At 65.6% G+C, this 23741-nt stretch carries 35 protein-coding genes and 1 pseudogene; 3 read left to right on the plus strand and 33 right to left on the minus strand.

The window, feature by feature from the left end:
* Positions 1-19 precede the first annotated feature (19 nt).
* The 4 genes and pseudogenes from CJ022_RS07315 to CJ022_RS07330 form a co-directional block, all read right to left on the minus strand.
* Positions 20-978: pseudogene (locus CJ022_RS07315) on the minus strand (malate dehydrogenase).
* A 68-nt stretch (positions 979-1046) separates the two neighbouring features.
* Positions 1047-2246: an aminotransferase class I/II-fold pyridoxal phosphate-dependent enzyme gene (locus CJ022_RS07320; RefSeq protein WP_101926010.1), complete on the minus strand. Its 1200-nt coding sequence runs from the start codon at positions 2244-2246 to the stop codon at positions 1047-1049.
* Positions 2247-2361: 115 nt separating this feature from the next.
* Positions 2362-3144 carry a hypothetical protein gene (locus CJ022_RS07325; RefSeq protein WP_101926011.1) on the minus strand — a complete coding sequence of 261 codons (783 nt, stop codon included), beginning with the start codon at positions 3142-3144 and terminating at the stop codon, positions 2362-2364.
* A 52-nt stretch (positions 3145-3196) separates the two neighbouring features.
* The gene (locus tag CJ022_RS07330; protein ID WP_101926012.1) at positions 3197-3691 is read right to left on the minus strand and encodes a peptidylprolyl isomerase; all 495 of its coding nucleotides are present in this window, start codon (positions 3689-3691) and stop codon (positions 3197-3199) included.
* Between the two features lie 184 nt (positions 3692-3875).
* On the opposite strand from CJ022_RS07330, the gene typA reads away from it, so the two are divergent.
* From typA to CJ022_RS07345, 3 genes are read left to right on the plus strand one after another with little or no spacing between them, the layout of a single operon-like run.
* Positions 3876-5705 carry a translational GTPase TypA gene (gene typA, locus CJ022_RS07335; protein WP_101926013.1) on the plus strand — a complete coding sequence of 610 codons (1830 nt, stop codon included), beginning with the start codon at positions 3876-3878 and terminating at the stop codon, positions 5703-5705.
* The gene (locus CJ022_RS07340) at positions 5702-6289 is read left to right on the plus strand and encodes a 2'-5' RNA ligase family protein (protein ID WP_101926014.1); all 588 of its coding nucleotides are present in this window, start codon (positions 5702-5704) and stop codon (positions 6287-6289) included. Before typA ends, CJ022_RS07340 begins: the two co-directional genes overlap by 4 nt.
* A complete protein-coding gene (locus CJ022_RS07345) occupies positions 6286-6753 on the plus strand; it encodes a DUF2127 domain-containing protein (protein WP_101926015.1) in 468 nt (155 codons plus the stop codon). Before CJ022_RS07340 ends, CJ022_RS07345 begins: the two co-directional genes overlap by 4 nt.
* A gap of 198 nt (positions 6754-6951) precedes the next feature.
* Here the strand turns inward: CJ022_RS07345 and CJ022_RS07350 are convergent, their stop codons facing one another.
* The 29 genes from CJ022_RS07350 to rpsJ form a co-directional block, all read right to left on the minus strand.
* The gene (locus tag CJ022_RS07350) at positions 6952-8340 is read right to left on the minus strand and encodes a class II 3-deoxy-7-phosphoheptulonate synthase (RefSeq protein WP_101926016.1); all 1389 of its coding nucleotides are present in this window, start codon (positions 8338-8340) and stop codon (positions 6952-6954) included.
* A gap of 55 nt (positions 8341-8395) precedes the next feature.
* On the minus strand, positions 8396-8911 hold the full coding sequence (locus CJ022_RS07355) for a disulfide bond formation protein B (protein ID WP_101926017.1): 516 nt from the start codon (positions 8909-8911) through the stop codon (positions 8396-8398).
* 124 nt (positions 8912-9035) lie between these two features.
* The gene (gene rplQ / locus CJ022_RS07360) at positions 9036-9422 is read right to left on the minus strand and encodes a 50S ribosomal protein L17 (protein WP_101926018.1); all 387 of its coding nucleotides are present in this window, start codon (positions 9420-9422) and stop codon (positions 9036-9038) included.
* A 180-nt stretch (positions 9423-9602) separates the two neighbouring features.
* Complete coding sequence (locus CJ022_RS07365; protein ID WP_101926019.1) at positions 9603-10601, minus strand: DNA-directed RNA polymerase subunit alpha; 999 nt, start codon at positions 10599-10601, stop codon at positions 9603-9605.
* Between the two features lie 53 nt (positions 10602-10654).
* The gene (gene rpsD / locus CJ022_RS07370) at positions 10655-11287 is read right to left on the minus strand and encodes a 30S ribosomal protein S4 (protein ID WP_101926020.1); all 633 of its coding nucleotides are present in this window, start codon (positions 11285-11287) and stop codon (positions 10655-10657) included.
* A 27-nt stretch (positions 11288-11314) separates the two neighbouring features.
* Positions 11315-11707 carry a 30S ribosomal protein S11 gene (gene rpsK / locus CJ022_RS07375; RefSeq protein ID WP_101926021.1) on the minus strand — a complete coding sequence of 131 codons (393 nt, stop codon included), beginning with the start codon at positions 11705-11707 and terminating at the stop codon, positions 11315-11317.
* A gap of 12 nt (positions 11708-11719) precedes the next feature.
* A complete protein-coding gene (gene rpsM, locus CJ022_RS07380; RefSeq protein WP_101926022.1) occupies positions 11720-12076 on the minus strand; it encodes a 30S ribosomal protein S13 in 357 nt (118 codons plus the stop codon).
* A 379-nt stretch (positions 12077-12455) separates the two neighbouring features.
* The gene (gene secY / locus CJ022_RS07385; protein ID WP_101926023.1) at positions 12456-13814 is read right to left on the minus strand and encodes a preprotein translocase subunit SecY; all 1359 of its coding nucleotides are present in this window, start codon (positions 13812-13814) and stop codon (positions 12456-12458) included.
* Between the two features lie 5 nt (positions 13815-13819).
* Positions 13820-14254: a 50S ribosomal protein L15 gene (gene rplO, locus CJ022_RS07390; RefSeq protein ID WP_101926024.1), complete on the minus strand. Its 435-nt coding sequence runs from the start codon at positions 14252-14254 to the stop codon at positions 13820-13822.
* Positions 14255-14258: 4 nt separating this feature from the next.
* Complete coding sequence (rpmD, locus tag CJ022_RS07395; RefSeq protein ID WP_101926025.1) at positions 14259-14456, minus strand: 50S ribosomal protein L30; 198 nt, start codon at positions 14454-14456, stop codon at positions 14259-14261.
* Positions 14449-14982, minus strand: coding sequence for a 30S ribosomal protein S5 (gene rpsE, locus CJ022_RS07400; protein WP_101926026.1), 534 nt, complete (start codon positions 14980-14982; stop codon positions 14449-14451). The genes rpmD and rpsE overlap by 8 nt, the downstream gene beginning before the upstream one ends.
* A 164-nt stretch (positions 14983-15146) precedes the next feature.
* Positions 15147-15506: a 50S ribosomal protein L18 gene (gene rplR / locus CJ022_RS07405; RefSeq protein ID WP_101926027.1), complete on the minus strand. Its 360-nt coding sequence runs from the start codon at positions 15504-15506 to the stop codon at positions 15147-15149.
* Between the two features lie 21 nt (positions 15507-15527).
* The gene (rplF, locus tag CJ022_RS07410) at positions 15528-16055 is read right to left on the minus strand and encodes a 50S ribosomal protein L6 (protein ID WP_101926028.1); all 528 of its coding nucleotides are present in this window, start codon (positions 16053-16055) and stop codon (positions 15528-15530) included.
* A 15-nt stretch (positions 16056-16070) separates the two neighbouring features.
* Positions 16071-16466 carry a 30S ribosomal protein S8 gene (rpsH, locus tag CJ022_RS07415; RefSeq protein WP_101926029.1) on the minus strand — a complete coding sequence of 132 codons (396 nt, stop codon included), beginning with the start codon at positions 16464-16466 and terminating at the stop codon, positions 16071-16073.
* 145 nt (positions 16467-16611) lie between these two features.
* Positions 16612-16917 (minus strand): 30S ribosomal protein S14, encoded by a 306-nt coding sequence (rpsN, locus tag CJ022_RS07420; RefSeq protein WP_101926030.1) that lies wholly within the window; start codon positions 16915-16917, stop codon positions 16612-16614.
* Positions 16918-16935: 18 nt separating this feature from the next.
* Complete coding sequence (gene rplE, locus CJ022_RS07425) at positions 16936-17478, minus strand: 50S ribosomal protein L5 (protein ID WP_101926031.1); 543 nt, start codon at positions 17476-17478, stop codon at positions 16936-16938.
* 10 nt (positions 17479-17488) lie between these two features.
* Entirely contained in the window at positions 17489-17806 is a 318-nt protein-coding gene (gene rplX / locus CJ022_RS07430) for a 50S ribosomal protein L24 (RefSeq protein WP_101926032.1), read from the minus strand.
* 15 nt (positions 17807-17821) lie between these two features.
* Complete coding sequence (gene rplN / locus CJ022_RS07435) at positions 17822-18190, minus strand: 50S ribosomal protein L14 (protein WP_055246849.1); 369 nt, start codon at positions 18188-18190, stop codon at positions 17822-17824.
* A gap of 15 nt (positions 18191-18205) precedes the next feature.
* The gene (gene rpsQ, locus CJ022_RS07440; RefSeq protein WP_101926033.1) at positions 18206-18469 is read right to left on the minus strand and encodes a 30S ribosomal protein S17; all 264 of its coding nucleotides are present in this window, start codon (positions 18467-18469) and stop codon (positions 18206-18208) included.
* Positions 18470-18479: 10 nt separating this feature from the next.
* The gene (gene rpmC, locus CJ022_RS07445) at positions 18480-18668 is read right to left on the minus strand and encodes a 50S ribosomal protein L29 (protein ID WP_101926034.1); all 189 of its coding nucleotides are present in this window, start codon (positions 18666-18668) and stop codon (positions 18480-18482) included.
* Positions 18668-19081: a 50S ribosomal protein L16 gene (gene rplP / locus CJ022_RS07450; protein WP_101926035.1), complete on the minus strand. Its 414-nt coding sequence runs from the start codon at positions 19079-19081 to the stop codon at positions 18668-18670. The genes rpmC and rplP overlap by 1 nt, the downstream gene beginning before the upstream one ends.
* 2 nt (positions 19082-19083) lie before the next feature.
* The gene (rpsC, locus tag CJ022_RS07455; RefSeq protein ID WP_101926036.1) at positions 19084-19824 is read right to left on the minus strand and encodes a 30S ribosomal protein S3; all 741 of its coding nucleotides are present in this window, start codon (positions 19822-19824) and stop codon (positions 19084-19086) included.
* A 1-nt stretch (position 19825) separates the two neighbouring features.
* A complete protein-coding gene (rplV, locus tag CJ022_RS07460) occupies positions 19826-20218 on the minus strand; it encodes a 50S ribosomal protein L22 (protein ID WP_233198642.1) in 393 nt (130 codons plus the stop codon).
* A 10-nt stretch (positions 20219-20228) separates the two neighbouring features.
* Positions 20229-20501, minus strand: a complete 273-nt coding sequence (rpsS, locus tag CJ022_RS07465; RefSeq protein ID WP_101926037.1) for a 30S ribosomal protein S19 — start codon at positions 20499-20501, stop codon at positions 20229-20231.
* 6 nt (positions 20502-20507) lie between these two features.
* Positions 20508-21335, minus strand: coding sequence for a 50S ribosomal protein L2 (gene rplB / locus CJ022_RS07470; protein WP_101926038.1), 828 nt, complete (start codon positions 21333-21335; stop codon positions 20508-20510).
* A 10-nt stretch (positions 21336-21345) separates the two neighbouring features.
* Positions 21346-21645, minus strand: coding sequence for a 50S ribosomal protein L23 (rplW, locus tag CJ022_RS07475; protein ID WP_096297410.1), 300 nt, complete (start codon positions 21643-21645; stop codon positions 21346-21348).
* Complete coding sequence (gene rplD, locus CJ022_RS07480) at positions 21642-22247, minus strand: 50S ribosomal protein L4 (protein ID WP_101926039.1); 606 nt, start codon at positions 22245-22247, stop codon at positions 21642-21644. Before rplD ends, rplW begins: the two co-directional genes overlap by 4 nt.
* Before the next feature lie 11 nt (positions 22248-22258).
* Positions 22259-22912, minus strand: coding sequence for a 50S ribosomal protein L3 (gene rplC / locus CJ022_RS07485; RefSeq protein ID WP_101926040.1), 654 nt, complete (start codon positions 22910-22912; stop codon positions 22259-22261).
* 12 nt (positions 22913-22924) lie between these two features.
* Positions 22925-23236 (minus strand): 30S ribosomal protein S10, encoded by a 312-nt coding sequence (gene rpsJ, locus CJ022_RS07490; RefSeq protein WP_047137645.1) that lies wholly within the window; start codon positions 23234-23236, stop codon positions 22925-22927.
* Between the last annotated feature and the right edge of the window lie 505 nt (positions 23237-23741).

A 23741-nucleotide genomic window follows, 5' to 3' on the forward strand; every position in this document is an offset into this window, starting at 1 on the left:
ATTCCAAGAGACGCGCCGATCAGCCCAGCAGATGCGCGACGCCGCTGCGCTCTTCCTCGAGCTCGGCCAGCGTTTTGTCGATGGCCTTCTGGCTGAAGTCGTCGACTTCGATGTCCTTGACCAGCGTGTACTCGCCGTTCTCGGGGGTGGCCGCGACGCGCTGCCGTCGGACGGCACGCCCATCGTCACCCACTTGCCGTTGCTGCCCAGCACCCAGTCGTGGATGTGGTCGATGGCGGCGTTGGCGGCCGACGCGGCCGAGGACAGGCCACGCGCTTCGATGATCGCCGCGCCGCGCTTGCCGACCTGCGGGATGAAGGTGTTGGCGTTCCAGTCGGCGTCGTTGACCTTGTCCTTCAGGTTCTGGCCGTTCGCGGTCGCGAAGCGGTAGTCCGGGTACATGGTCGGGCTGTGGTTGCCCCACACGATCAGGCCTTCGATGTCGCCCACGGCCACGTCGGCCTTGGTCGCCAGTTGGCTCAGTGCGCGGTTGTGGTCGAGGCGCAGCATCGCGGTGAAGTTGCGCGGGTTGAGATCCGGCGCCGACTTCATGGCGATGTAGGCATTGGTGTTGGCCGGGTTGCCGACCACCAGCACCTTGACGTCGCGCGACGCGACCTTGTTCAACGCCGCGCCCTGGGCGGTGAAGATCTTGGCGTTCTCGAGCAGCAGGTCCTTGCGCTCCATGCCCGGGCCGCGCGGACGCGCGCCGACCAGCAGGGCGATGTCGGCGTCCTTGAACGCCACTTCCGGATCGTCGGTGCCGACGACATCGGCCAGCAGCGGGAACGCACAATCCTCGAGCTCCATGATCACGCCCTTCAGCGCGGCCTGTGCCTTGTCGATCGGCAGTTCGAGCAACTGCAGGATCACCGGCTGGTCCTTGCCCAGCATTTCGCCGGAGGCGATCCGGAACAGCAGCGCATAGCCGATCTGGCCGGCAGCGCCGGTCACGGCAACACGGACGGGCTTCTTCATCGTCAATCCTCTCGTTCGTTCAAACGGTCACGTGGGTGGGTAGCATCCGGTCGGCGGGGGCCGGCCGGTCAGGTCAGCTCCGCGAAGAATTCGCGGATGCGGGCTAGCCCGGGCGCGAGCTGCGCTTCGGGACAGGTGTAACTGATGCGCAGCGCGCGCGGCTCGCCGAACGCCGAGCCCGGCACGCAGGCCACGCCCTTGGTTTCGAGCAGCGCGTTGCACAGGTCGACGTCGCTCTCGATGCGCAGGTCGCCGTGCGACTTGCCGAAGGCGACGCTGATGTCGGGAAACACGTAGAACGCGCCGGCGGGCTTCGGGCAGACCACGCCCGGAATCTCCGCCAGCGCCGCCATCACTAGGTCACGGCGCGCCTGGAATTCGGCGCACTTGGCCGTCGGCACGTCCTGCGGGCCGGACAGGGCGGCGACCGCGGCGGCAGTCACGACTTCCGGCACGTTGGTGATGTGGTTGGAGTTCATCGTCGCGAAGGCTTTTGCGACGGTCTCGGGACCTGCCAGCAGGCCGACGCGCCAGCCCGGCATGCCGTAGGTCTTGGACAGCGAGTCGACGAAGATCGTGCGCTCGCGCAGTTCGGGCCGCGCCTGCACGACGTTGTGGTAGCCGATGCCGTCGAACACCATCCGGTTGTAGATGTCGTCGGTGATGATCCAGGTGTCGGGATGGCGCGCCAGCACGTCGGCCAGCGCGGCGATCTCGTCCCGCGTGTAGACCATGCCGGTCGGGTTCGACGGATTGTTGAACAGGAAGACCTTGGGCTTAGCCGCCAATGCGGCATGGAGCTGCGCCGGGGTCAGTTTGTAGTCCTGTTCGGGCGGGCACGGCAGCAGCTGGATGTCGGCGCCGACGATCTCGGCGATGTCCAGATACGTCGTCCAGTACGGCGTGGCGAACGCGAACCCGTCGCCTTCGTCGAGCAGCACTTCGGCCAGCGTGTAGAGGATGTGCTTGGCGCCGATGCCGCTGGCGCAGTGCGCGCGGGTGTAGCCCGGCAGGCCGATGCGGTCGAGATGGCCGATGAACGCGTCGAGCAGCGCATCGCTGCCGCGGTTGCTGCCGTATTGGCCGCTGTCGTGGTCGAGCGCCTCGCGCGCGGCGGCATAGACGTGCGGGCCGGGCAGGAAGTTCGGCACGCCGATCGAGAAGCTGATGATGTCCCGGCCTTCGGCCTTCAGGCGCTTGGCCTGTTCGGCGACCTGCATGATGGCGCTGGGCTTGGCGCGGGCGGTCCGCGCGGCGAGCTGGGGCATCGGGAACTCTCGTTTCAGAGCGGCGGGAATGCGGCGGAACCGCTGATTTTCGGCGGCAGATGGTACCACGCACCCCTGTGGCGACTGCCGGGGCGGCGTGCCGTGAGACGCGGCTTCAGAGGTAATCCAGCACGTCGCCGAGGTCGTAGTTGTCGTCGAAATAGGTCTGCCACTGCGCGTAGGCGTCGCGCAGACACTCGGCGGTCTTGCAGGCATCGAGCTGCTTCACCACGGCGGCAGCGGTGCGGTCGCCATCGGGGTATCGCGCCGACAGCTCGACCAGCTGCGTCCGCAGGCTTTGATCGAGCTCGGCGAACTCGATCTCGCTGCAGGCCAGCGTCGCCCGCAGGCTGCCCGCCGGGGCGTCGCCGCCGCACGCCACTGCCTCCGGCAGCACATCGGCCTGGCGGATCGCCAGCACGAGTTCCTGGCGGTCGCGCTCGGTCAGCCGACGCACGAAGCCCAGCGTCTCGACCTGTCCCTGCGCCCAGGTGACCCGCAACGTGACGCCGGAGCCGGACATCGCGTCCTGCACCTTGCGCAAGGTCACCGTCTCATCGGGCCCGTTCTCGCGGATGACGCGGAAGGCCAGGGTCTGGTTGTCGACATCGACATCCTCGACCGCGCCCGCAAGCCAGACGCCGTCGCGCAGGATCCGCAGGCCGTACGCGTCCTGCCATTGGATGGCGTAGATCGTTTCGGCGTCGTCGCCTTGCGAGAGGCCGGTGCTCCAGATGCCGTCGAGGCTGCGCTCGAAGCCGTGCGCCGGCGGCGCCTCCTGGGGCGCATCGCCAACGGCGTCGACACCGGAATCGGGCGCGGCAGGCCCGCAACCGGACAGCACGCCGACGCCCAGCGCCAGCACCAGACCGCACCACCACGTGCCGCTCGAGGCCATTCCATTCCCCAAAAGAAAACAGGCCGGCGAGTGGCCGGCCTGTCGGTGTCGCTTACGCAGCGAGCGTCTTGTTCCACTCGGCGACGCGGTCGGCCTTGGCGGCCAGCGCGGCGTCGACGTCGCCCTCGATCTTGACGGACTTGATCGCGTCGCCCTGCTTGACCGCGTCGACGACGTCCAGGCCTTCGGTGACCTTGCCGAACACGGTGTGCTTGCCGTCCAGCCAGTCGGTCTTGATGTGGGTGATGAAGAACTGGCTACCGTTGGTGTTCGGACCGGCATTGGCCATCGACAGCACGCCACGGTCGTGCTTGACGCCGTTGTTGGTCTCGTCCTCGAACTTGTAGCCCGGACCACCGCGACCGGAACCCTCGGGGCAACCGCCCTGGATCATGAAGTCCGGGATCACGCGGTGGAAGCTCAGGCCATCGTAGAAGCCCCGCTTGGCGAGGTTGACGAAGTTGGCCACGGTCAGCGGCGCCTTGTCGGCATGCAGCTCGACCTTGATCTGGCCACGGTCGGTATCGAATACGGCGTTCAGGGACATGAGGAATCCTGTTAGGTGGGAAAGACATCGGCGCGCCGACGAACCCGCGACATGCGGCCCCGGCGCCCCGGTTTCAAGCGGGCCGGCAGGCGGTCTGCCATGCGGCAGCGCAACACGCTATAATACGGGGCTCTTTCACTGACTCTTGTGCGCCCCGGTCTTCGACTCTGGCGCAGCCTTGCCCATGTCCATCGAACGCCTGCGCAATATCGCCATCGTCGCCCACGTCGACCACGGCAAGACCACCCTCGTCGATTGTCTGCTGAAGCAGTCGGGCACCCTGTCCGAGCGCACCGTCCTCGCCGAGCGCGTGATGGACAGCAACGACCAGGAAAAGGAACGTGGCATCACGATCCTCGCCAAGAACACCGCCATCACCTGGCAGGGCAACCGCATCAACATCGTCGACACCCCCGGACACGCCGACTTCGGCGGCGAAGTGGAGCGCGTGCTGTCGATGGTCGACTCGGTGCTGATCCTGGTCGACGCGATGGACGGCCCGATGCCGCAGACGCGCTTCGTGACCCAGAAGGCGTTCGCGATGGGCTTCAAGCCGATCGTCGTCGTCAACAAGATCGACCGCCCGGGCGCGCGTCCGGACTGGGTCATCGACCAGGTGTTCGACCTGTTCGACAAGCTCGGCGCGACCAACGAGCAGCTCGACTTCCCGATCGTCTACGCCTCGGCGCTGCACGGCTATGCCAGCCTCGACGACAGCGCCCGCGACGGCGACATGACGCCGCTGTACGAGGCGATCATGCAGCACGTCTCGCCGCCGTCGGTCGATCCGGACGGCCCGTTCCAGATGCGCATCAGCCAGCTCGACTACAGCAACTTCGTCGGGCTGATCGGCATCGGCCGCATCCAGCGCGGCAAGGTGCGCACCAACATGCCGGTCAGCGTCGTCGACCGCGAAGGCAAGAAGCGCCAGGGCAAGATCCTGCAGGTGCTCGGCTTCATGGGCCTGGAGCGCGTGGAAACGCAGGAAGCCGAGGCCGGCGACATCGTCGCCATCTCCGGCATCCAGGAACTGGGCATCTCCGACACCGTCTGCGCGCTCGACGCGCCGGAAGCGCTGCCGGCGCTGACCGTCGACGAGCCGACGATCTCGATGACCTTCCAGGTCAACAACTCGCCGTTCGCGGGCAGCAAGGAGCACAGCGGCGGCAAGTTCATCACCAGCCGCCAGATCCGCGAGCGTCTCGAGCGCGAAACGCTGCACAACGTCGCGCTGAAGGTCGAGGAAGGCTCGGATCCGGACAAGTTCCTGGTCTCCGGTCGTGGCGAGCTGCACCTTTCGGTACTGATCGAAACGATGCGCCGCGAAGGCTTCGAGCTCGCCGTGTCGCGCCCCGAGGTCATCGTCAAGGAAATCGACGGCCAGCTGATGGAGCCGGTCGAGCAGCTCGTCGTCGACATCGAAGAGCAGCACCAGGGCGGCGTCATGGAGAAGCTCGGCATCCGCAAGGGCCAGCTGAAGAACATGGAAGCCGACGGCAAGGGCCGCGTGCGCCTGGACTACACGATTCCGGCCCGTGGCCTGATCGGCTTCCAGAACGAGTTCCGCACCCTGACCCAGGGTTCGGGCCTGCTGTTCCACGTGTTCGACCATTACGGCCCGAAGGAAACCGGCGCGATCGCCAAGCGCCAGAACGGCGTGCTGATCGCCAACGCCGCGGGCGCCACGCCTGCCTATTCGCTCGGACCGCTGCAGGAGCGCGGCAAGCTGTTCGCCGCGGAAGGCGACAACGTGTACGAAGGCCAGCTGATCGGGATCCACTCCAAGGACAACGACCTGACCGTCAACGCGATCAAGACCAAGCCGCTGACCAACATGCGTGCCTCCGGCAAGGACGACGCGATCCAGCTCAGCCCGGCCATCAAGTACACGCTGGAGCAGGCCCTGGACTTCATCGAGGACGACGAGCTGGTCGAAGTCACCCCGAAGGAAATCCGCCTGCGCAAGAAGGGCCTGACCGAGAACGATCGCAAGCGCGCGTCCCGCGCCGCGTGAGCCGGGCGCTGTTCCCGGCGTGGCGGCCCAGCGCCGACGCCCGGGCGGTGCTCGCGACATTGTCCCAACGATTGCAGACGGCGCGCCCTGGAGGCGCGCCGTTTTTGCAACTGCGGCGCCCGGACCAGTGGCACGTCACTCTGTGCTTCGTCGGCGAGACTCCCGGCCCGGTGGTCGCTCCGGCACTCCTGGCTGCATTCGCCGACGCGGCCACCCGGATTCCGCCACATCGCTTCACGATCGAGCGTCTCGCCTACTGGCGGCATTCCGGCGCGGTCGTCGCATTGCCCGCGTCCTGCCCGGCGCTGCAGGCGCTCTGCGATGCGAGCCATGACGCCATCCGTCGCGCGGGTGTCGCGCCGAGAGAACGGACCACCCGTCCGCACCTCACGCTCGCCTTTCTCGATCGCGGACTGCCGCCGCAACCGTGGGTCGATGGCGTGGACTGCGATGGCGACCCGCTCGCGGTCGACCGCTTCGAACTGCTGTTCAACCCTGGCGGCCGCTACGATGCGCTCGGCGCGTGGCCGCTGACCGGCGCAGCGCTGCCCGAGCCGCCCCGACAGGACGCCCTGTTCCGATGACCGACGATCGCCCCGATACGCACAAAGGCCTGCGCGCGATCGCGCTGTTCGAAGCCGCCAAGGGCGTCCTCGCCCTGCTTGTCGCCGGGGCACTCGCGGCCATCGGTCCGGACGCGCTGCAGCACGAACTCGAACGCATGCTCGCGCGCTTCGGTATGGATGGTGGACGCAGCGGCACGACGATGCTCGATGCGATCACCCCGGAACGGCTGCACATCGCGATCGGCGTCGCGGTGATCTACGCCGTCATGCGCCTGTTCGAAGGCTGGGGGCTGTGGCGCCATCGCGCCTGGGCGTCGTGGCTGGGCGTGCTCGGCGCGGCCGCGTATCTGCCGTTCGAGATCTACGCGCTGTGGCAGCACCCCGACTGGCTGACCTGGGGCGTGTTCCTGCTCAACCTCGGCATCGTGCTGGTGCTCGCACGCGACCTGTATCGACGCCGCGACCGGGGAGGCCGCGACTGACGTCACGTCGCCGACGGACGGTCACCATGTCGCGCCTGCGATCGAAACGGCGCCGCTCGAGGCCAAGCCTGCTGACCGGACAGCGGCGACATCAGGACAGTGAACCGGTCCACGCACGCGTCACGCGCCGCAGTGACGCTCGACATGGGGAGCCGGGCCTCACGACCGAGCGCCCTCAGTCCGCGCAGGAATGCCCTCTCAGCCGCGCGCGACTTGGGCCTGCTTGCGCACGATCAGCATCGCCGTCTCCAGCGCCTGCTCGTAATTGAGCCGCGGATCGACCTGGCTCTTGTAGGCACGCTCGAGATCGACCTCGGTCAGGGCGCGCGCGCCGCCCATGCACTCGGTGACGTCCTCGCCCGTCAGCTCGAGGTGCACGCCACCCAGGCGCGTGCCGGCAGCGGCATGCAGGTCGAACGCCTGTTCGATCTCGCTGCGGATGTTGTCGAAACGACGCGTCTTGAAGCCGTTGCTGGTCGATTCCGTGTTGCCGTGCATCGCATCGCAGATCCACAGCACGCGCCGGCCGGAGCGCCTGACCGCATCGAGCAACGGCGGCAGCCGGTCGGCGATCTGGGCCGCCCCCATGCGATGGATCAGCCCCAGCCGGCCGGGTTCGTCATCGGGGTTGAGCACGTCGATCAGGCGCAGCAGCTCGTCGGGCGTCGACGTCGGCCCGACCTTGACCGCGATCGGATTGCGGATGCCGCGGAAGTACTCGACATGCGCGCCCTCGAGCGCGGCAGTGCGCACGCCGATCCACGGGAAATGCGTGCTGAGGTTGAACCAGCCCGCCTGACGCGGCACCTGCCGCGTCTGCGCTTCTTCGTAAGGCAGCAGCAGCGCCTCGTGCGAGGTGTAGAAATCGACGCGGTTGAGGTTGTAGACCTGGGTGCCGGCGAGCGTCTCCATGAAGCGCACGGCATCGCCGAGGCCCGACACCATGCGCTGGTACTCCTCGGCCAGGGGCGATTCGCCGACCCAGTCCAGCCCCCAGTATTCGGGGTGATGGAGATCGGCGAAACCGCCGTCGATCAACGAGCGCACGAAGTTCATCGTCATCGCCGAGCGTGCATGCGCCTTGATCATGCGACGCGGATCCGGCACGCGCGCTTCCGCCGTGAACGCCGGCCCGTTGACGACGTCGCCGCGGTAACTCGGCAAGGTCACGCCGTCGCGCGTTTCCGTGTCCGTCGAACGCGGCTTCGCGTACTGGCCCGCGAACCTGCCGACGCGCACCACCGGCATCCGCAGGCCGTGCACGAGCACGAGGCTCATCTGCAGCAGCACCTTGAGCCGGTTGGAAATGATGTCGGACGAGCAGTCGCCGAAATTCTCCGCGCAGTCGCCGCCCTGCAGCAGGAAGCGCTTGCCCTCCTGCGCCTCGGCCAGCTGCTGCTTCAGGCTCATGATCTCCCACGACGTCACCAGCGGCGGCAACGCGCGCAGCTCCTGCTGCACCTCGGCGAGCGCGGCGGCATCGGGATAGGTCGGCAGCTGCAGCGCGGGACGATCGCGCCAGCTCTCGGGCTGCCAGTGTTCGGCCAGGGCTACAGACGGCGCAATGCGCTCGGCGGACGGGGACATCGGGACTTCCTCTTGCGGACACGCATCATCGCAGGTTGCTGCGGCGCGTCAAAATTCAGTGCAGGCGCTGGCGCGGTGTCGCGCGCAGGCCGGCGTACAGCACGACGATGGCGAGCAGCGCGAACCAGACCAGACTCCACGCCGGCATCGTCAGGCCCAGGAAACTCCAGCCGACCGTGCCGCAATCGCCGCTGCCGGTGAGCACGCGCTTGATGAGCGTCGGCGTGTCCATGGTCTCGCGCATGAAGCCGAACGGCGCGCCACAGCTCGCGAACCCCGGAGGATTCATCTGCAGCCACACGTGGCGCCCGGCGATACCGATGCCGACCGCAGCGGCGGCGAAGCCGAGCAGGCCGTAGACGCGCCGGCCCGTCACGCCGCGCGGCGCATGCAAGCCGCCGATCAACAGCACGACACCGAGGGCCGCGAATGCCAGGCGCTGGAAGATGCACAGCGGACACGGCTCGAGCCCCCACGCCAGCTGCGAATAGATCGCGAAGCCGATCAGTGCGAAGCACACGATGGCGGACGTCAGGAACAGCGCACGGAACGACCAGCGGGCAGGAGACATGGGAGTGTCGGCAGCGGATGAGCACCGATTATCGCGCCCCGGTCCACAAACAAAAACCCCGGCATCGGCCGGGGTTTTTGTCACCTTCGGCACCGGCGCACGAGGCGGCAGCGCGACCCGGGGATTACTCGACGTCGACGGCCGCGTCCTGCTGCGGGCGGTCGACCAGCTCGACATACGCCATCGGCGCATTGTCGCCGGCGCGGAAGCCGCACTTGAGGATGCGCAGGTAGCCGCCCGGGCGACCCTGGTAACGCGTGCCCAGCGTGGTGAACAGCGCGCCGACGGCTTCGGCATCGCGCAGACGCGCGAAGGCCAGGCGGCGGTTGGCGACACTGTCGATCTTGCCGAGGGTGATCAGCGGCTCTGCGACGCGGCGCAGCTCCTTGGCCTTCGGCAGGGTGGTCTTGATGAGTTCGTGCTTGATCAGCGAGGCGGCCATGTTGCGGAACATCGCTTCGCGGTGGGCACTGGTGCGGTTGAACTTGCGTCCGGCTTTCTGGTGGCGCATGGAGTGGATCCTTCTAGGGAAATGATGGGTCTGTGTGACGCGTTGTCGCCTTCGTGGCGTTGTCGCTTGGACTGCGGATGGTCCGGAACCGGCACTCCTTCACCGGCGGTCGCCGCGGGCCTCGAAGCCCGTCTGGCGATGTGCGGAAGGCGCGCCGGAGCGCGCCTTCCGCGTGTTGCATCAGCCCAGCATGCCGTGGTTGGAGACACCGACCGGCGGCCAGTTCTCCAGCTTCATGCCCAGTGCCAGGCCGCGCTGCGCGAGGACTTCCTTGATCTCGGTCAGCGACTTCTTGCCGAGGTTCGGGGTCTTCAGCAGCTCGACTTCGGTCTTCTGGATCAGATCGCCGATGTAGTAGATGCTCTCGGCCTTGAGGCAGTTGGCCGAACGCACCGTCAGCTCGAGGTCGTCGATCGGACGCAGCAGCACCGGATCCACGCCCGGCGCCTGCGGCTTCGCGGCGCCGCGGTCGCGGTGCGTGAAGTCGCCGAACACCGACAGCTGGTCGGTGAGGATGTCGGCGGCGGTGCGCACGGCTTCCTCGGCGTCGATCGTGCCGTTGGTCTCGATGTCGAGGACCAGCTTGTCGAGGTCGGTGCGCTGTTCGACGCGCGCGGCTTCGACTTCATAGGCGACGCGACGGACCGGCGAGAACGACGCGTCCAGCATCAGACGGCCGATCGCACGGGTTTCTTCGTCCGGACGACGACGCGCCGACGCGGGCTGGTAGCCGAAACCGCGCTCGATCTTCAGACGCATGTTGATCGATGCGTCCTTCGTCAGGTGGCAGATGATGTGCTCGCCGTTGAGGATCTCGACGTTGTGGTCGGTCTTGATGTCGGCCGCCGTGACGACGCCCGGACCCGACTTGCTCAGCGACAGCGTGGAGCTCTCGCCGGTGCCCATGCGGATGGCGACGTCCTTGAGGTTCAGCAGGACTTCAAGCACGTCTTCCTGCAGGCCTTCGATGGTGCTGTATTCGTGCAGCACGCCATCGATCTCGACTTCGGTGATCGCGAAGCCGGGGATCGACGACAGCAGCACGCGGCGCAGGGCATTGCCCAGCGTATGCCCGTATCCACGCTCCAGCGGCTCGATCACGACCTTCGCGCGGTTACCCGCGAGGCGCTCGATCTGCGGACCGCGTGGGCGCAGTACCTGGTTGGCGGTACCCGTCATGTTTGGTCTCTCCTGAGGATCGTCGCCGCTACCGGCGACGATGCCTGATTGAATTACTTCGAGTAGAGCTCGACGATCAGCGCTTCGTTGATGTCTGCAGGCAGGTCACCGCGATCCGGCACCGCCTTGAACACACCACTGAAGGTCTTCGAATCGACCTCGACCCACGACGGCGACAGATCCATCGTCGAGGAGACGTTGAGGGCCTCCTGGACGCGGAGCTGCTTCTGCGCCTTTTCCGACAGCGCGATCGCGTCGCCCGCCTTGACCTGGTACGACGGCAGGTTGACCGGCTGGCCGTTGACCGTGACGCCACGGTGCGAGACCAGCTGGCGCGCGGCCGGGCGGGTCACCGCGAAACCCATGCGATAGACGACGTTGTCCAGGCGGGTTTCCAGCAGCTGCAGCAGGTTCTCGCCCGTGTTGCCCTTCTTGGTCGAGGCCTTCTTGTAGTAATTGCGGAACTGGCGTTCCAGCAGACCGTAGATACGCTTGACCTTCTGCTTCTCGCGAAGCTGGGTGGCGTAGTCGGACAGCTTGCCCTTGCGGGTGTTGGTCGCACCGTGCTGGCCGGGCTTCTGCTCCAGCTTGCACTTCGAATCCAACGCACGCGTTGGGCTCTTGAGCGACAGATCTGCGCCTTCGCGACGAGCGAGTTTGCAGGTAGGACCGATATAACGAGCCATTGTTCTTTTGCTCCTCGGACGCTGCGGTTAGACGCGGCGCTTCTTCGGCGGACGGCACCCGTTGTGCGGGATCGGCGTCACGTCGATGATGTTGATGATCTTGTAGCCCACGTTGTTCAACGAACGCACGGCCGACTCACGACCCGGACCCGGGCCCTTGATGCGGACTTCCAGCGACTTCACGCCGTAGTCCAGCGCAGCCTTGCCGGCCTTTTCGGCGGCAACCTGCGCCGCGAACGGGGTCGACTTGCGCGAACCGCGGAAGCCTGCACCACCGGACGTGGCCCACGAGAGCGCGTTGCCCTGGCGGTCGGTGATCGTGATGATCGTGTTGTTGAACGAAGCGTGCACATGCGCGATACCGTCGGTGACGACGCGCTTGATCTTCTTCTTGGTCTTGCTTGCGGACGGCTTGGCCATAGTCTGAGTTCCTTACTTCCTGATGGCCTTGCGCGGACCCTTGCGGGTGCGTGCATTGGTCCGGGTGCGCTGACCGCGCAGCGGGAGGCCACGGCGATGACGCAGGCCGCGATAGCAGGACAGGTCCATCAGACGCTTGATGGCCATGCCGATCTCGCGACGCAGATCGCCTTCCACGACGTACTTGCCGACTTCCGAGCGCAGGCGCTCGACTTCCGGCTCGGACAGATCGCGGATCTTGGTGGTGAAGTCGACGCCGGCTGCTTCGCAGACCTTCTTCGACCGGGTACGGCCAATGCCGTAAATGCTTTGCAGCCCGACCCAGACGTGTTTCTGGGCAGGCAGGTTGACACCTGCAATACGCGCCATGCGCGGATCTCCAACTGGTTTGCTGCCAGGGGTTCAATCCCGGCAAAAGGGAACAAGAAATGATAGCAGGGCCTCGGCGTTTCAGGAAGCCCGCGGCACCGGAGTGCCAAAGGACCCGGCATGGGGAGTGTGCCCATGCTCCGGCGACGGCATCGGGGCGGCAGTGTCGGGGAAGCCCCTCTCCTGCCCCGCGCGCTACTCTGGCGCACGGATCACCCGGTACCACCCGCGCCCGAGACCGCCGCGCGAGTCGCCCATCTTGAACGCCGGCGTGGATGTCCGGCGTTCCGGCGACGCCCCTGGGGGCGTCAGTCACGGTTCTGGCGACGCCAGGACCGCTTGAAATCATGATCGGCGCCAAGCGCCGACCGGACCCGCCTCAGCGTGCCGGCGAACCGCCGCGCGACCCTTTGAGGTTGGCCTTCTTGAGCAGGCTCTCGTACTGGTGCGACATCAGATGCGACTGCACCTGGGCGATGAAGTCCATCACCACGACCACCACGATAAGCAACGACGTACCACCGAAGTAGAACGAGCTGCCGAACTCGGCGCGCATGAACTCGGGCAACAGGCAGATCAGCACCAGGTACGCCGCGCCTACCGCCGTCAGGCGCGTCAGCACCCCGTCGATGTAGTCCGCGGTCGCCTTGCCGGGGCGGATGCCCGGGATCAGCGCGCCCGACTTCTTGAGGTTGTCGGCGGTTTCCTGCGAGTTGAACACCAGCGCGGTGTAGAAGAACGCGAAGCCTGCGATCAATCCACCGAACAGGAGCACGTACAGCGGCTCGCCCGGGGACATGGCCTGCGCCAGGCGCTGCAGCCAGTCCGCGGAGCCCGCCTCGCCGAACCACGTCGACACGGTCGCCGGAAACATGATGATCGACGACGCGAAGATCGCCGGGATCACGCCCGCCATGTTGAGCTTCAGCGGCAGGAACGAGCTCTGGTTCATGTACGCGTTGCGGCCACCCTGACGACGGGCGTAGTTGACCGTGATCCGGCGCTGGCCCCGCTCGACGAACACGACGAAGTAGATCGCCGCGAGCACGACCAGGAGCAGCAGGATCGCCGCGATCGGGCTCATGTCGCCGTTGCGCAGCGACTCGATCGTGCCGAACACGGCGCCCGGAAGACCCGCCACGATGCCCGCGAAGATGATCAGCGAAATGCCGTTGCCGATGCCGCGCTCGGTGACCTGCTCGCCCAGCCACACCAGGAACATGGTGCCGGCGGTGAGGGCGACGATCGCCGTCAGCACGAAGCCCATGCCCGGGGCGTAGACCACGGGAATGCCATTGTTCGCGCCCGAGCTCTGCAGCGCGACCGCGATACCTGCCGACTGGAAGATCGCCAGCGGGATCGCGCCGATGCGCGACCACTGGGTGATCCGGCGACGGCCAGACTCGCCTTCCTTCTGGATGGCTTTCAGGCTGGGCACGACCTGCACCAGCAGCTGCATGACGATGGAGGCGGAGATGTAGGGAATCACGTTCAGCGCGAACAGGCTGAAACGCGACAGCGCACCACCGGAGAACATGTTGAACATGTCCACGATCGTGCCCTGCTGCTGCTCCATCAGCTGCAGCATGGCTTCCGGATTGACGCCAGGCACCGGGATGAAGCAACCGATGCGATAGACGATCAGGGCTCCGAGCACGAACAGCAGGCGCTGGCGGAGCTCGGTGAACTTACCGAGCCCGGCACCAACCCCACCCATTGCGCTGCCGCTTCGCGACATCCGGCTTACTCCTCGACCTTGCCGCCAGCGGCTTCGATCGCCGCGCGGGCACCGGCCGTGGCGAGCACGCCCTTGAGCACGAGCTTCTTGCTGATCTCGCCCTTGAGGACGATCTTCGCGCGCTTGGCGGTGCTCGGCACGAGCCGGGCGGCACGCAGCGCGGCGAAGTCGACGTCACCGTCGAGACGGTCGAGCTGGTAGAGCATCACTTCGGCCGTATCGAGCTTCAGCTTGGAGCGGAAACCGACCTTCGGCAGGCGCTTGCGCAGCGGCATCTGGCCGCCTTCGAAGCCGGCCTTGATCTTGCCCTTGCCCGAACGCGCGAACGAACCCTTGTGACCGCGACCCGCGGTCTTGCCCTTGCCGGAACCGATACCGCGACCGACGCGCGTGCGCTCGGTACGGGCGCCCTGCGCAGGCTTGAGAGAATTGAGCTTCATCTGATTACTCCTCGACCCGCACCAGGTAATGGACCTTGTTGATCAGTCCACGGACCTGCGGGCTGTCCTTCAGTTCACGCACGTCGTTGAGCTTGCCAAGGCCCAGCGCCTTGACCGACAGGCGATGCTTGGCCTGCGACCCGCGCAGGCCCTTGACCAGGCGCACCTTGACGGTGCCGCCGGTGTTCTCGTTCTTAGCCATGCGCGATGTCCTCCAGCTTCTTGCCGCGCTTGGCCGCGATCTGCGCCGGCGAATGCATCTCGCTCAGGCCGCGGATCGTGGCGCGCACGAGATTGATCGGGTTGCGCGAACCCACGGCCTTGGCCAGGACGTCCTTGACGCCGACGGCTTCGAGCACCGCGCGCATCGCGCCACCGGCGATCACGCCGGTACCCTCGGACGCAGGCTGCATGAACACGCTGGCGGCGCCGTGGCGCGACTTGACCGTGTGCCACAGGGTGCTGCCGTTGAGGTCGACTGGCTTCTGGTTCTTGCGGGCCTGCTCCATCGACTTCTGGATGGCGACCGGCACTTCGCGCGCCTTGCCGTAACCGAAACCGACCTTGCCATTGCCGTCGCCGACGACCGTCAGCGCGGTGAAGGTGAACTGGCGACCGCCCTTGACCGTCTTGCTGACACGGTTGACCGCGATCAACTTCTCGATCATGCCGTCGTCGAGTTCCTCGCGATCACGGCCACGGCCGCGATTGTCTCTTTCATTTGCCATTGCTGCTGCCTTTGAGATGGAGTGATGTACGGCTTGGCCGCTTGTCGTTGGGAAATACATCGGTGACGCACGGTGCCGCGCAGAAGGCGGCAGGTGCCCGGCACAACCCGTGCCGGCAGGTCAGGCGCGACGGAGAACGGAGTTCCCCGTCGGCAACGTCTCGATCAGAACTGCAGGCCGCCCTCGCGCGCCGCATCGGCGAGCGCCTTGATGCGACCGTGGTAGCGATAACCCGAGCGGTCGAACGCGACTTTCTCGATGCCGGCAGCCTTGGCCTTCTCGGCGATCGCGCGACCGACCTTGGCCGCGGCGTCCGCATTCTTGCCGTTCTTCAGGCCGTCGCGGACGTCCGACTGGGTCGTGCTCGCGGCCGCCAAGACCTTCGAGCCGTCCGAGTTGAACAGCTGCGCGTAGATGTGCTGGCCGGTGCGCAGCACCGACAGGCGCGGCACGCCGAGAACGCGGATGTGGGCACGGGTCGACTTGGCGCGACGCAGGCGGGCGATGTTCTTGTCCATGGTGATTCTCCGAAGCGGATCGGCCGATTAGGCCTTCTTGGCTTCTTTACGGATGATGGTTTCGTCGGAGTACTTGACGCCCTTGCCCTTGTACGGCTCCGGCTTGCGGAAGCTGCGGATCTTCGCGGCGACTTCGCCGACCAGCTGCTTGTCCGCGCCCTGGACCAGGATCTCGGTCTGCGTCGGCGTGGTGATCGTGATGCCTTCCGGCGCCTGGTACACGACGGGGTGCGAATAACCGAGCGACAGGTTCAGGTCCTTGCCCTGCACCGCGGCGCGGTAACCGACGCCGACAAGGTCGAGCTTGCGCTCGAAACCCTGCGACACGCCGTGCACCATGTTCGCGACGATCGCGCGCAGGGTGCCGGTCAGCGGGATCTGCGACGGGTCGTTGGCCGAGAGCAGCGCGTTGCCGTCCTCGATCCGGATTTCGATGTCAGCCGGCTTGGCGAGCGACAGAGTGCCCTTGGGCCCCTTGACGCTGACGTGCTCGGGCTGGATGTTGAGTTCGACGCCCTTCGGCAGGGCGATCGGCTTCTTGGCTACACGGGACATTGGATTCGGACTCCCTTAAGCCACGATGCACAGGACTTCACCACCGACGCCCTGCTGGCGCGCCTTGGAGTCGGTCATGATGCCCTTCGAGGTGGAGATGATGGCGACGCCGAGGCCGTTGAGGACCTTCGGGAGCGCGTCCTTGCCGCGGTAATGGCGCAGGCCGGAGCGCGACACGCGCTGCAGGCGCTCGATGACCGGGCGGCCTTCGAAATACTTCAGCACGATCTCGAGGTCGGTCTTGGCGCCGTTCTCGGTCACGCGGATGTCGCCGATGTAACCCTCGTCCTTCAGGACGTTGGCAATGGCGACCTTGGTCTTGGACGACGGCATCTTCACCGTCTGCTTGCCAACCGCTGCCGCATTTCGAATGCGGACCAGCATGTCGGCGATGGGATCAGTCATGCTCATGATGATTACCTTCTGAGTGCACCGATATCCGCTTTCGCGAATTCTGTTTGTGCCCGCGCCGAACGGAACGGGGTCTTGCGGGAGCGCGGTATTCTACAGGTCCGGCGCCGGAACGCCAGACCCGTGAAACCCGAGGCCGGCTGGATTACCAGCTGGCCTTGCGCAGGCCCGGCACGTCGCCACGCATGGTGGCTTCGCGCAGCTTGTTGCGGCCGAGTCCGAACTTGCTGTACACGCCACGCGGGCGGCCCGTCAGGGCGCAACGGTTGACCTGGCGCGCCGGCGACGAGTCACGCGGCAGCTTCTGCAGCTTGGTCACTGCGTCGGCCTTCTCTTCGTAGCTCGCGGTCGTGCTGCTGATGATCTTCTTGAGCGCGTCGCGCTTGGCGCCGTGCTGCTTGGCAAGCTTGGTGCGCTTGACCTCGCGGTTGATCATGGATGTCTTAGCCATAGAGTGCTCTGCCTTCGATCAGGTGCGGAACGGGAAGCGAAAGGCTTCCAGCAGGGCCTTGGCTTCTTCGTTGGTACGTGCGGTGGTGGTGATGGCGATATCCATGCCGCGGATCGCATCGACCTGGTCGAAGTCGATTTCCGGGAAGATGATCTGTTCCTTCACGCCCATGTTGTAGTTGCCGCGGCCGTCGAACGAACGAGCCGAGACACCACGGAAGTCGCGCACGCGCGGCAGCGAGACATTGATCAGGCGATCCATGAACTCGTACATGCGGTTGCGACGCAGCGTGACCTTGCAACCGATCGGCCAGCCGTCACGGATCTTGAACGAGGCGACCGACACGCGCGACTTGGTCACCAGCGGCTTCTGGCCGCTGATCTTGGCCATGTCGGCGGTGGCGTTCTCGAGGATCTTCTTGTTCGCCGCCGCTTCGCCCACGCCCATGTTGAGCGTGACCTTGGACAGGCGCGGGACCTGCATGACGTTGTCATAGCCGAACTGCTTCATCAGCTTCGGCACGACTTCATCTTTGTAGAACTGTTCGAGACGGGTGTTCATTTCTGCATCCTCAGGCGTCGAGCGCCTCACCGCTCGAGCGGAACACGCGCAGCGTGCGTCCATCCTCGAGTGTCTTGGTTCCAATGCGCTCGCCCTTGCCGGTGGCAGGGTTGAACGGCATCACGTTCGATGCGTGGATCGGCGCTTCGCGCTCGATCACGCCACCGGGCTGCCCGGCCTGCGGGTTCGGCTTGGTGTGCCGCTTGATGATGTTGATGTTCGCCACGACGACCTTGTCGCCGAGAACGCGCACCACATCACCACGCTTGCCCTTGTCCTTGCCGGCGATGACGACCACGTGGTCGCCCTTCTTGATTCGATTGCCCATTTCTGTGTCCTCCGCTCAGAGCACTTCAGGTGCGAGCGAGACGATCTTCATGAACTTCTCGGAACGCAGTTCGCGGGTCACAGGCCCGAAGATGCGGGTGCCGATCGGCTCCTGCTTGTTGTTCAGCAACACGGCGGCGTTGCCGTCGAAGCGGATCAGCGAACCGTCGGCGCGACGCACACCCTTGCGGGTACGCACCACGACGGCGTCGTAGACTTCGCCCTTCTTGACCTTGCCACGCGGAATCGCTTCCTTGATGGACACCTTGATGATGTCGCCGATGCCGGCGTAACGGCGCTTCGAGCCGCCCAGCACCTTGATGCACATCACTTCCTTGGCACCGCTATTGTCCGCCACATCGAGGTGGCTCTGCATCTGGATCATGGTATGCCCTCCTCGTTATTCGGCGGCGCGCGCGACGATTTCCGCCACGCGCCAGTTCTTGGTCTTCGACATCGGCGCGATCTCGACCACCTTCACCAGATCACCTTCCTGGCAGGCGTTCTCGGCGTCGTGGGCGTGGAGCTTGGTCGAGCGACGGATGTACTTGCCGTACAGCGCGTGCTTGACCTGACGCTCGACGAGCACCGTCACGGTCTTGTCCATCTTGTTGCTGACCACGCGGCCCTGGACCGTGCGCTGCTTTTTATCAGTATTAGTCATGGTCTGGTCCTTACTTCTTCTGACCGATCAGGGTGTTGACGCGCGCGATCTCGCGGCGCACCCGACGGGCTTCATGCGTCTTGGTCAGCTGGCCGGTGGCCTTCTGCATGCGGAGCGAAAAACGCTCCTTGTGCAGGTCGATGAGATGCGTCTGCAGCTCGTCGGCCGACTTCTCGCGGAGTTCCTTGGTCGTAGCCATCAGCGCACCGTCCGGGTAACGAAAGAGGTGGTGACCGACAGCTTGGCGGCCGCCAGGCGGAACGCCTCGCGTGCGACCGTCTCTTCCACGCCTTCGATCTCGAAAATCATGCGACCGGGCTGGATCTGTGCGACCCAGTACTCGACGCCGCCCTTACCGGAGCCCATGCGGACTTCGATCGGCTTCTTGGTGATCGGCTTGTCCGGGAACACGCGGATCCACATCTTGCCACCACGCTTGACGTGACGGCTGATGGTCCGGCGACCCGCTTCGATCTGACGTGCGGTCAGCTGGCCGGTCGCGGTGGCCTTGAGGCCGAACTCGCCGAAGCTGACTGCATTTCCGCTCCATGCCAGGCCTTCATTCCGGCCCTTGTGCATCTTGCGGTACTTGGTGCGCTTGGGTTGCAGCATGATTAGTCCCTCGACTCGCGGTCACGACGCGGGCCACGCGGACGATCGCGGTCACCGCGGTCGTTGCGATCGCCACGCGGCGTGTCGTCCTGTTTCTCCTGGCCCACCTGCGAGAAATCGAAGATCTCTCCCTTGTAGATCCAGGTCTTGATGCCGATGATCCCGTAGGTCGTCTTCGCTTCGGCAAATCCGTAATCGACGTCGGCGCGCAGCGTGTGCAGCGGCACGCGACCTTCGCGGTACCACTCCGAACGCGCGATCTCGGCGCCGTTGAGGCGACCGGCGACGTTGACCTTGATACCCAGCGCGCCGAGGCGGATCGCATTGCCGACCGCACGCTTCATCGCGCGGCGGAACATGATGCGGCGCTCGAGCTGCTGCGCGATCGACTCGGCGACCAGCTGCGCATCGAGCTCCGGCTTGCGGACTTCGGTGACGTTGATGTGCGCCGGAACGCCCATCATGTCGCTGACGTCCTTGCGCAGCTTCTCGATGTCCTCACCACGCTTGCCGATCACCACGCCCGGGCGGGCGGTGTGGATCGTCACGCGCGCGGTCTTGGCCGGTCGCTCGATCAGGATCTTGCTGATGCCGGCCTGGGCGAGGCGCTTGCGCAGCATCTCGCGGACCTTGAGGTCGGCCGCCAGGTAGTCGGCGAATTCCTTCTTGCCGGCGTACCACTTGGAGTTCCAGTCCTTGGAGATACCAAGACGGATACCGGTGGGATGAACTTTATGTCCCATATTACTTGCCCTCTCCCACGACGACGGTGATGTGGCTGGTGCGCTTGAGGATGCGGGTACCGCGTCCCTTCGCACGCGCCATGAAGCGCTTCAGCGTCGGACCTTCATCGACTGTGATCGTGGAGATCGTCAGCGCGTCGACATCGGCGCCGGCGTTGTTCTCCGCGTTCGCGATCGCCGACTCCACGACCTTCTTGATCATGTGGGCGGCTTTCTTGTCCGAGAACTTCAGCAGGCCGACGGCGCGCTCGACCGGCAGGCCACGGACCTGGTCAGCGACCAGACGTGCCTTCTGCGGGGAGATGCGGGCGGTGCGAAGAATCGCAGTGCGCTTGTTGACCTCGGTCCGCGCGCGCTTCTGCTCTTCGAGCCTGGATTTTGTTGCCTTGTCCATTGTGCGCTCCTTACCTGCCCGACTTCTTGTCGCCGCCATGACCCTTGAAGGTCCGGGTCAGCGCGAACTCGCCGAGCTTGTGGCCCACCATGTTCTCGTTGACCAGCACCGGGACGTGGTTCTTGCCGTTGTGGATGGCGATGGTGAAGCCGACCATTTCCGGCAGGACCATCGAGCGACGCGACCAGGTCTTGATCGGCTTCTTGGTGTTGGAACCCGCGGCTTCCACCTTCTTGACGAGGTGGTGGTCGACGAACGGACCCTTCTTGAGTGAACGTGCCATGGTCTATCAGCTCCTGCGATCGCGCACGATGAACTGCTGCGTCCGCTTGTTATGGCGGGTCTTGTAGCCCTTGGTCGGGACGCCCCAAGGAGTAACCGGATGCGGGTTGCCCTGACCGGCCTTGGCCTCACCACCGCCGTGCGGATGGTCGACCGGGTTCATCGCCGCACCGCGGACGGTCGGCTTGACGCCGCGCCAGCGCTTGGCACCGGCCTTGCCCAGCTTCTCGAGGCTGTGCTCGTCGTTGCTGACTTCGCCGATGGTGGCGCGGCACTCGGACGGCACGCGACGCACTTCGCCCGACCGCAGGCGGAGGGTCGCGAAGACGCCTTCGCGTGCGATCAGCTGCACGGCGGCGCCCGCGGCGCGCGCGATCTGCGCACCCTTGCCCGGCTTCATCTCGATGCAGTGGATCGTCGAACCGACCGGGATGTTGCGCAGCGGCAGCGTGTTGCCCGTCTTGATCGGCGCATCCGAACCCGCGATCACCTGATCGCCGGCCTTCAGGCCCTTCGGGGCGATGATGTAGCGACGCTCACCATCGACGTAGCACAGCAGCGCGATGTGCGCAGTGCGGTTCGGGTCGTACTCGATCCGCTCGACGCGCGCCGGAATGCCTTCCTTGTCGCGCTTGAAATCGACGATGCGGTAGTGCTGCTTGTGGCCACCACCGATGTGACGGGTGGTGATGCGGCCGTGGTGGTTGCGACCGCCGGTGTTGCTCTTCTTCTCGACCAGCGCAGCGTGCGGGGCGCCCTTGTGCAGCTCGGGGTGCACCACGCGGACCGCCGAACGGCGACCGGGAGAAGTGGGCTTGAATTTCATCAATGGCATCGGGGCTTCCTCAGACCTTCGCGTTCATGACGTCGATCGACTGGCCGTCGGCCAGCTTGACGTACGCCTTGCGCCAGTCGCCACGGCTGCCCTGGCGCTGACGGAAGGACTTGTTCTTGCCCTTCACGTTCAACACGTTGACAGCCTCGACCGTCACGCCGAACAGCTTCTCGACCGCGGCCTTGATGTCGGCCTTGGTCGCGACCGTCGACACTTCGAACGCGTACTGGTTGGAGACTTCCTGCAGGCGCGCGGTCTTTTCGGACACGCGCGGCGCACGGATCACTTCATAGAGCTTGGCGTCGTTCATGCCAGCCACTCCTCGATCTTCTTCACCGCATCGGTGGTGATCAGCACGGTGTCGGCACCGACCAGCGCGACCGGATCCAGGCCCTGGACGTCGCGGATCTCGACGTAGGGCAGGTTGCGGGCGGACAGGTACAGATGCTCGGACGCTTCTTCGGTCACGATCAGCGGGCGCTTGCCCAGATCGAATTCCTTGAGCTTGGCGACCATGCCGCTGGTCTTCGTCTCGCTCAGGTCGAACGCCTCGACCACGGTCAGGCGACCCTGGCGATTGAGTTCGGACAGGATGGCCGACATCGCCGCGCGGTACATCTTGCGGTTGACCTTCTGCGCGAAGCTGCGCGGCTTGGCCGCGAACGTCACGCCGCCGCCGACGAAGATCGGCGCCGTCAGCGCGCCGTGACGCGCGCCGCCGCCCTTCTGCTTCTTCGACTTCTTGGTCGTGCCGTTGACTTCCGAACGGGTCTTCTGCGCCTTGGTACCGGCGCGACCGGCGTTGCGGTAGGCAACGACGACCTGGTGGACCAGGTCTTCACTGAAATCGCGGCCGAAGACTTCGTCGGAAACCGACAGCTTCGTGCTGCTGTTGTTGATTGCGAGTTCCATCGTGCTACTCCTTATGCCTTGCTCGACGGACGCACGATCACGTCACCGCCCGGCGCGCCCGGGACTGCGCCCTTGACGGCGATCAGGCCGCGCTCGGCGTCGACGCGGACGATCTGCAGGCGCTGCGTGCTCTGCTGCACCGCACCCATGTGACCGGACATCTTCTTGCCCGGAAACACGCGGCCCGGCGTCTGGCGCTGACCGAGCGAACCCGGCTGGCGATGCGACAGCGAGTTACCGTGGGTCGCGTCGCCCATCTTGAAGTTCCAGCGCTTGATCGTGCCCTGGAAGCCCTTGCCCTTGGTGACGCCCTGGACGTCGACGAGCTGGCCCACTTCGAAGATGTCGGCCTTGATCTCGCCGCCGACGCTGAAGTCACCGATCTTGTCATCGGCGACACGGAGTTCCCACAGGCCGCGGCCCGCTTCCACCTTCGCCTTGGCGAGATGGCCGGTTTCCGGCTTGTTGACCAGCACGGCGCGCTTGCTGCCGACGGTCACCTGCACGGCGCTGTAGCCGTCGGATTCCTGGGTCTTGATCTGGGTGATGCGATTGGGCGTGGCCTCGATCAGCGTCACCGGCACGGACTTGCCGTCCTCGGTGAACACGCGGCTCATGCCGGCCTTGCGGCCGACGATGCCCAACGAATAAATCTTCGCGGTCATGGTGGCGGGCCTTTAGGTCAGTTTGATCTGGACGTCGACGCCAGCCGCGAGTTCGAGCTTCATCAGCGCGTCCACGGTCTTGTCGTTCGGGTCGACGATATCGAGCACGCGCTTGTGCGTGCGGGTCTCGTACTGGTCACGCGCATCCTTGTCGACGTGCGGCGACGTCAGGATGGTGTAACGCTCGATTTTGGTCGGCAGCGGGATCGGGCCGCGCACCTGCGCGCCGGTCCGCTTGGCCGTTTCGACGATCTCGCTGGCCGAGCGGTCGATCAGGCGATGATCGAATGCCTTGAGGCGGATCCGGATCTTTTGGTCCGTCATGACGGAGATTCCTTGGTTGAAAGAGCGACGGGCCCGCGGCTGGGTGCGCGGAACCCCATGAAATCCGATGACAGTCCGACGCATTCACCCGCGCGCCGGACGCATCCCTTGCAAAACGACAAGGCAGACCGGCGAACCGATCTGCCCAGACAGGAAGCTGCAGACGCAATGATCCGCTCCATCCCTTCATGCTCCGAAACATTTCGGTGCGGGTGGAGCGCAGCCTTGCGACATGTCCGTGTCTGGCGAAGACGAGGCGCATCCTGCCCCTCATTTCGCGGTTTCGCGGCAACGCCGTTTCGGGCATGCCGTGAAGAGTCGAGCATTCTAACGGGAGCATCACGTCAATTGCAACAGCCAATTGCCGGATTCAGTCCGTCATCGCGTGCCCGCCCCGAAAACAGACATACGGCGGGCTCTCGCCCGCCGCATGTGGAGTGCTTCGCTTACTTGATGATCTTGGCGACGACGCCGGCGCCGACGGTGCGGCCGCCTTCGCGGATCG

Source organism: Luteimonas rhizosphaerae (genome assembly GCF_002849595.1).
Taxonomy (GTDB): domain Bacteria; phylum Pseudomonadota; class Gammaproteobacteria; order Xanthomonadales; family Xanthomonadaceae; genus Luteimonas; species Luteimonas cellulosilyticus.

Coding starts and splice junctions, on each gene's coding strand:
- CJ022_RS07320 (WP_101926010.1), bottom strand. CDS start 2,246: ATGCCCCAGCTCGCCGCGCGGACCGCCCGCGCCAAGCCCAGCGCCATC.
- CJ022_RS07325 (WP_101926011.1), bottom strand. CDS start 3,144: ATGGCCTCGAGCGGCACGTGGTGGTGCGGTCTGGTGCTGGCGCTGGGC.
- CJ022_RS07330 (WP_101926012.1), bottom strand. CDS start 3,691: ATGTCCCTGAACGCCGTATTCGATACCGACCGTGGCCAGATCAAGGTC.
- typA (WP_101926013.1), top strand. CDS start 3,876: ATGTCCATCGAACGCCTGCGCAATATCGCCATCGTCGCCCACGTCGAC.
- CJ022_RS07345 (WP_101926015.1), top strand. CDS start 6,286: ATGACCGACGATCGCCCCGATACGCACAAAGGCCTGCGCGCGATCGCG.
- CJ022_RS07350 (WP_101926016.1), bottom strand. CDS start 8,340: ATGTCCCCGTCCGCCGAGCGCATTGCGCCGTCTGTAGCCCTGGCCGAA.
- CJ022_RS07355 (WP_101926017.1), bottom strand. CDS start 8,911: ATGTCTCCTGCCCGCTGGTCGTTCCGTGCGCTGTTCCTGACGTCCGCC.
- rplQ (WP_101926018.1), bottom strand. CDS start 9,422: ATGCGCCACCAGAAAGCCGGACGCAAGTTCAACCGCACCAGTGCCCAC.
- CJ022_RS07365 (WP_101926019.1), bottom strand. CDS start 10,601: ATGACGGGTACCGCCAACCAGGTACTGCGCCCACGCGGTCCGCAGATC.
- rpsD (WP_101926020.1), bottom strand. CDS start 11,287: ATGGCTCGTTATATCGGTCCTACCTGCAAACTCGCTCGTCGCGAAGGC.
- rpsK (WP_101926021.1), bottom strand. CDS start 11,707: ATGGCCAAGCCGTCCGCAAGCAAGACCAAGAAGAAGATCAAGCGCGTC.
- rpsM (WP_101926022.1), bottom strand. CDS start 12,076: ATGGCGCGTATTGCAGGTGTCAACCTGCCTGCCCAGAAACACGTCTGG.
- secY (WP_101926023.1), bottom strand. CDS start 13,814: ATGTCGCGAAGCGGCAGCGCAATGGGTGGGGTTGGTGCCGGGCTCGGT.
- rplO (WP_101926024.1), bottom strand. CDS start 14,254: ATGAAGCTCAATTCTCTCAAGCCTGCGCAGGGCGCCCGTACCGAGCGC.
- rpmD (WP_101926025.1), bottom strand. CDS start 14,456: ATGGCTAAGAACGAGAACACCGGCGGCACCGTCAAGGTGCGCCTGGTC.
- rpsE (WP_101926026.1), bottom strand. CDS start 14,982: ATGGCAAATGAAAGAGACAATCGCGGCCGTGGCCGTGATCGCGAGGAA.
- rplF (WP_101926028.1), bottom strand. CDS start 16,055: ATGTCCCGTGTAGCCAAGAAGCCGATCGCCCTGCCGAAGGGCGTCGAA.
- rpsH (WP_101926029.1), bottom strand. CDS start 16,466: ATGAGCATGACTGATCCCATCGCCGACATGCTGGTCCGCATTCGAAAT.
- rpsN (WP_101926030.1), bottom strand. CDS start 16,917: ATGGCTAAGACATCCATGATCAACCGCGAGGTCAAGCGCACCAAGCTT.
- rplE (WP_101926031.1), bottom strand. CDS start 17,478: ATGAACACCCGTCTCGAACAGTTCTACAAAGATGAAGTCGTGCCGAAG.
- rplX (WP_101926032.1), bottom strand. CDS start 17,806: ATGGGCAATCGAATCAAGAAGGGCGACCACGTGGTCGTCATCGCCGGC.
- rplN (WP_055246849.1), bottom strand. CDS start 18,190: ATGATCCAGATGCAGAGCCACCTCGATGTGGCGGACAATAGCGGTGCC.
- rpsQ (WP_101926033.1), bottom strand. CDS start 18,469: ATGACTAATACTGATAAAAAGCAGCGCACGGTCCAGGGCCGCGTGGTC.
- rpmC (WP_101926034.1), bottom strand. CDS start 18,668: ATGGCTACGACCAAGGAACTCCGCGAGAAGTCGGCCGACGAGCTGCAG.
- rplP (WP_101926035.1), bottom strand. CDS start 19,081: ATGCTGCAACCCAAGCGCACCAAGTACCGCAAGATGCACAAGGGCCGG.
- rpsC (WP_101926036.1), bottom strand. CDS start 19,824: ATGGGACATAAAGTTCATCCCACCGGTATCCGTCTTGGTATCTCCAAG.
- rplV (WP_233198642.1), bottom strand. CDS start 20,218: ATGGACAAGGCAACAAAATCCAGGCTCGAAGAGCAGAAGCGCGCGCGG.
- rpsS (WP_101926037.1), bottom strand. CDS start 20,501: ATGGCACGTTCACTCAAGAAGGGTCCGTTCGTCGACCACCACCTCGTC.
- rplB (WP_101926038.1), bottom strand. CDS start 21,335: ATGCCATTGATGAAATTCAAGCCCACTTCTCCCGGTCGCCGTTCGGCG.
- rplW (WP_096297410.1), bottom strand. CDS start 21,645: ATGAACGACGCCAAGCTCTATGAAGTGATCCGTGCGCCGCGCGTGTCC.
- rplD (WP_101926039.1), bottom strand. CDS start 22,247: ATGGAACTCGCAATCAACAACAGCAGCACGAAGCTGTCGGTTTCCGAC.
- rplC (WP_101926040.1), bottom strand. CDS start 22,912: ATGACCGCGAAGATTTATTCGTTGGGCATCGTCGGCCGCAAGGCCGGC.
- rpsJ (WP_047137645.1), bottom strand. CDS start 23,236: ATGACGGACCAAAAGATCCGGATCCGCCTCAAGGCATTCGATCATCGC.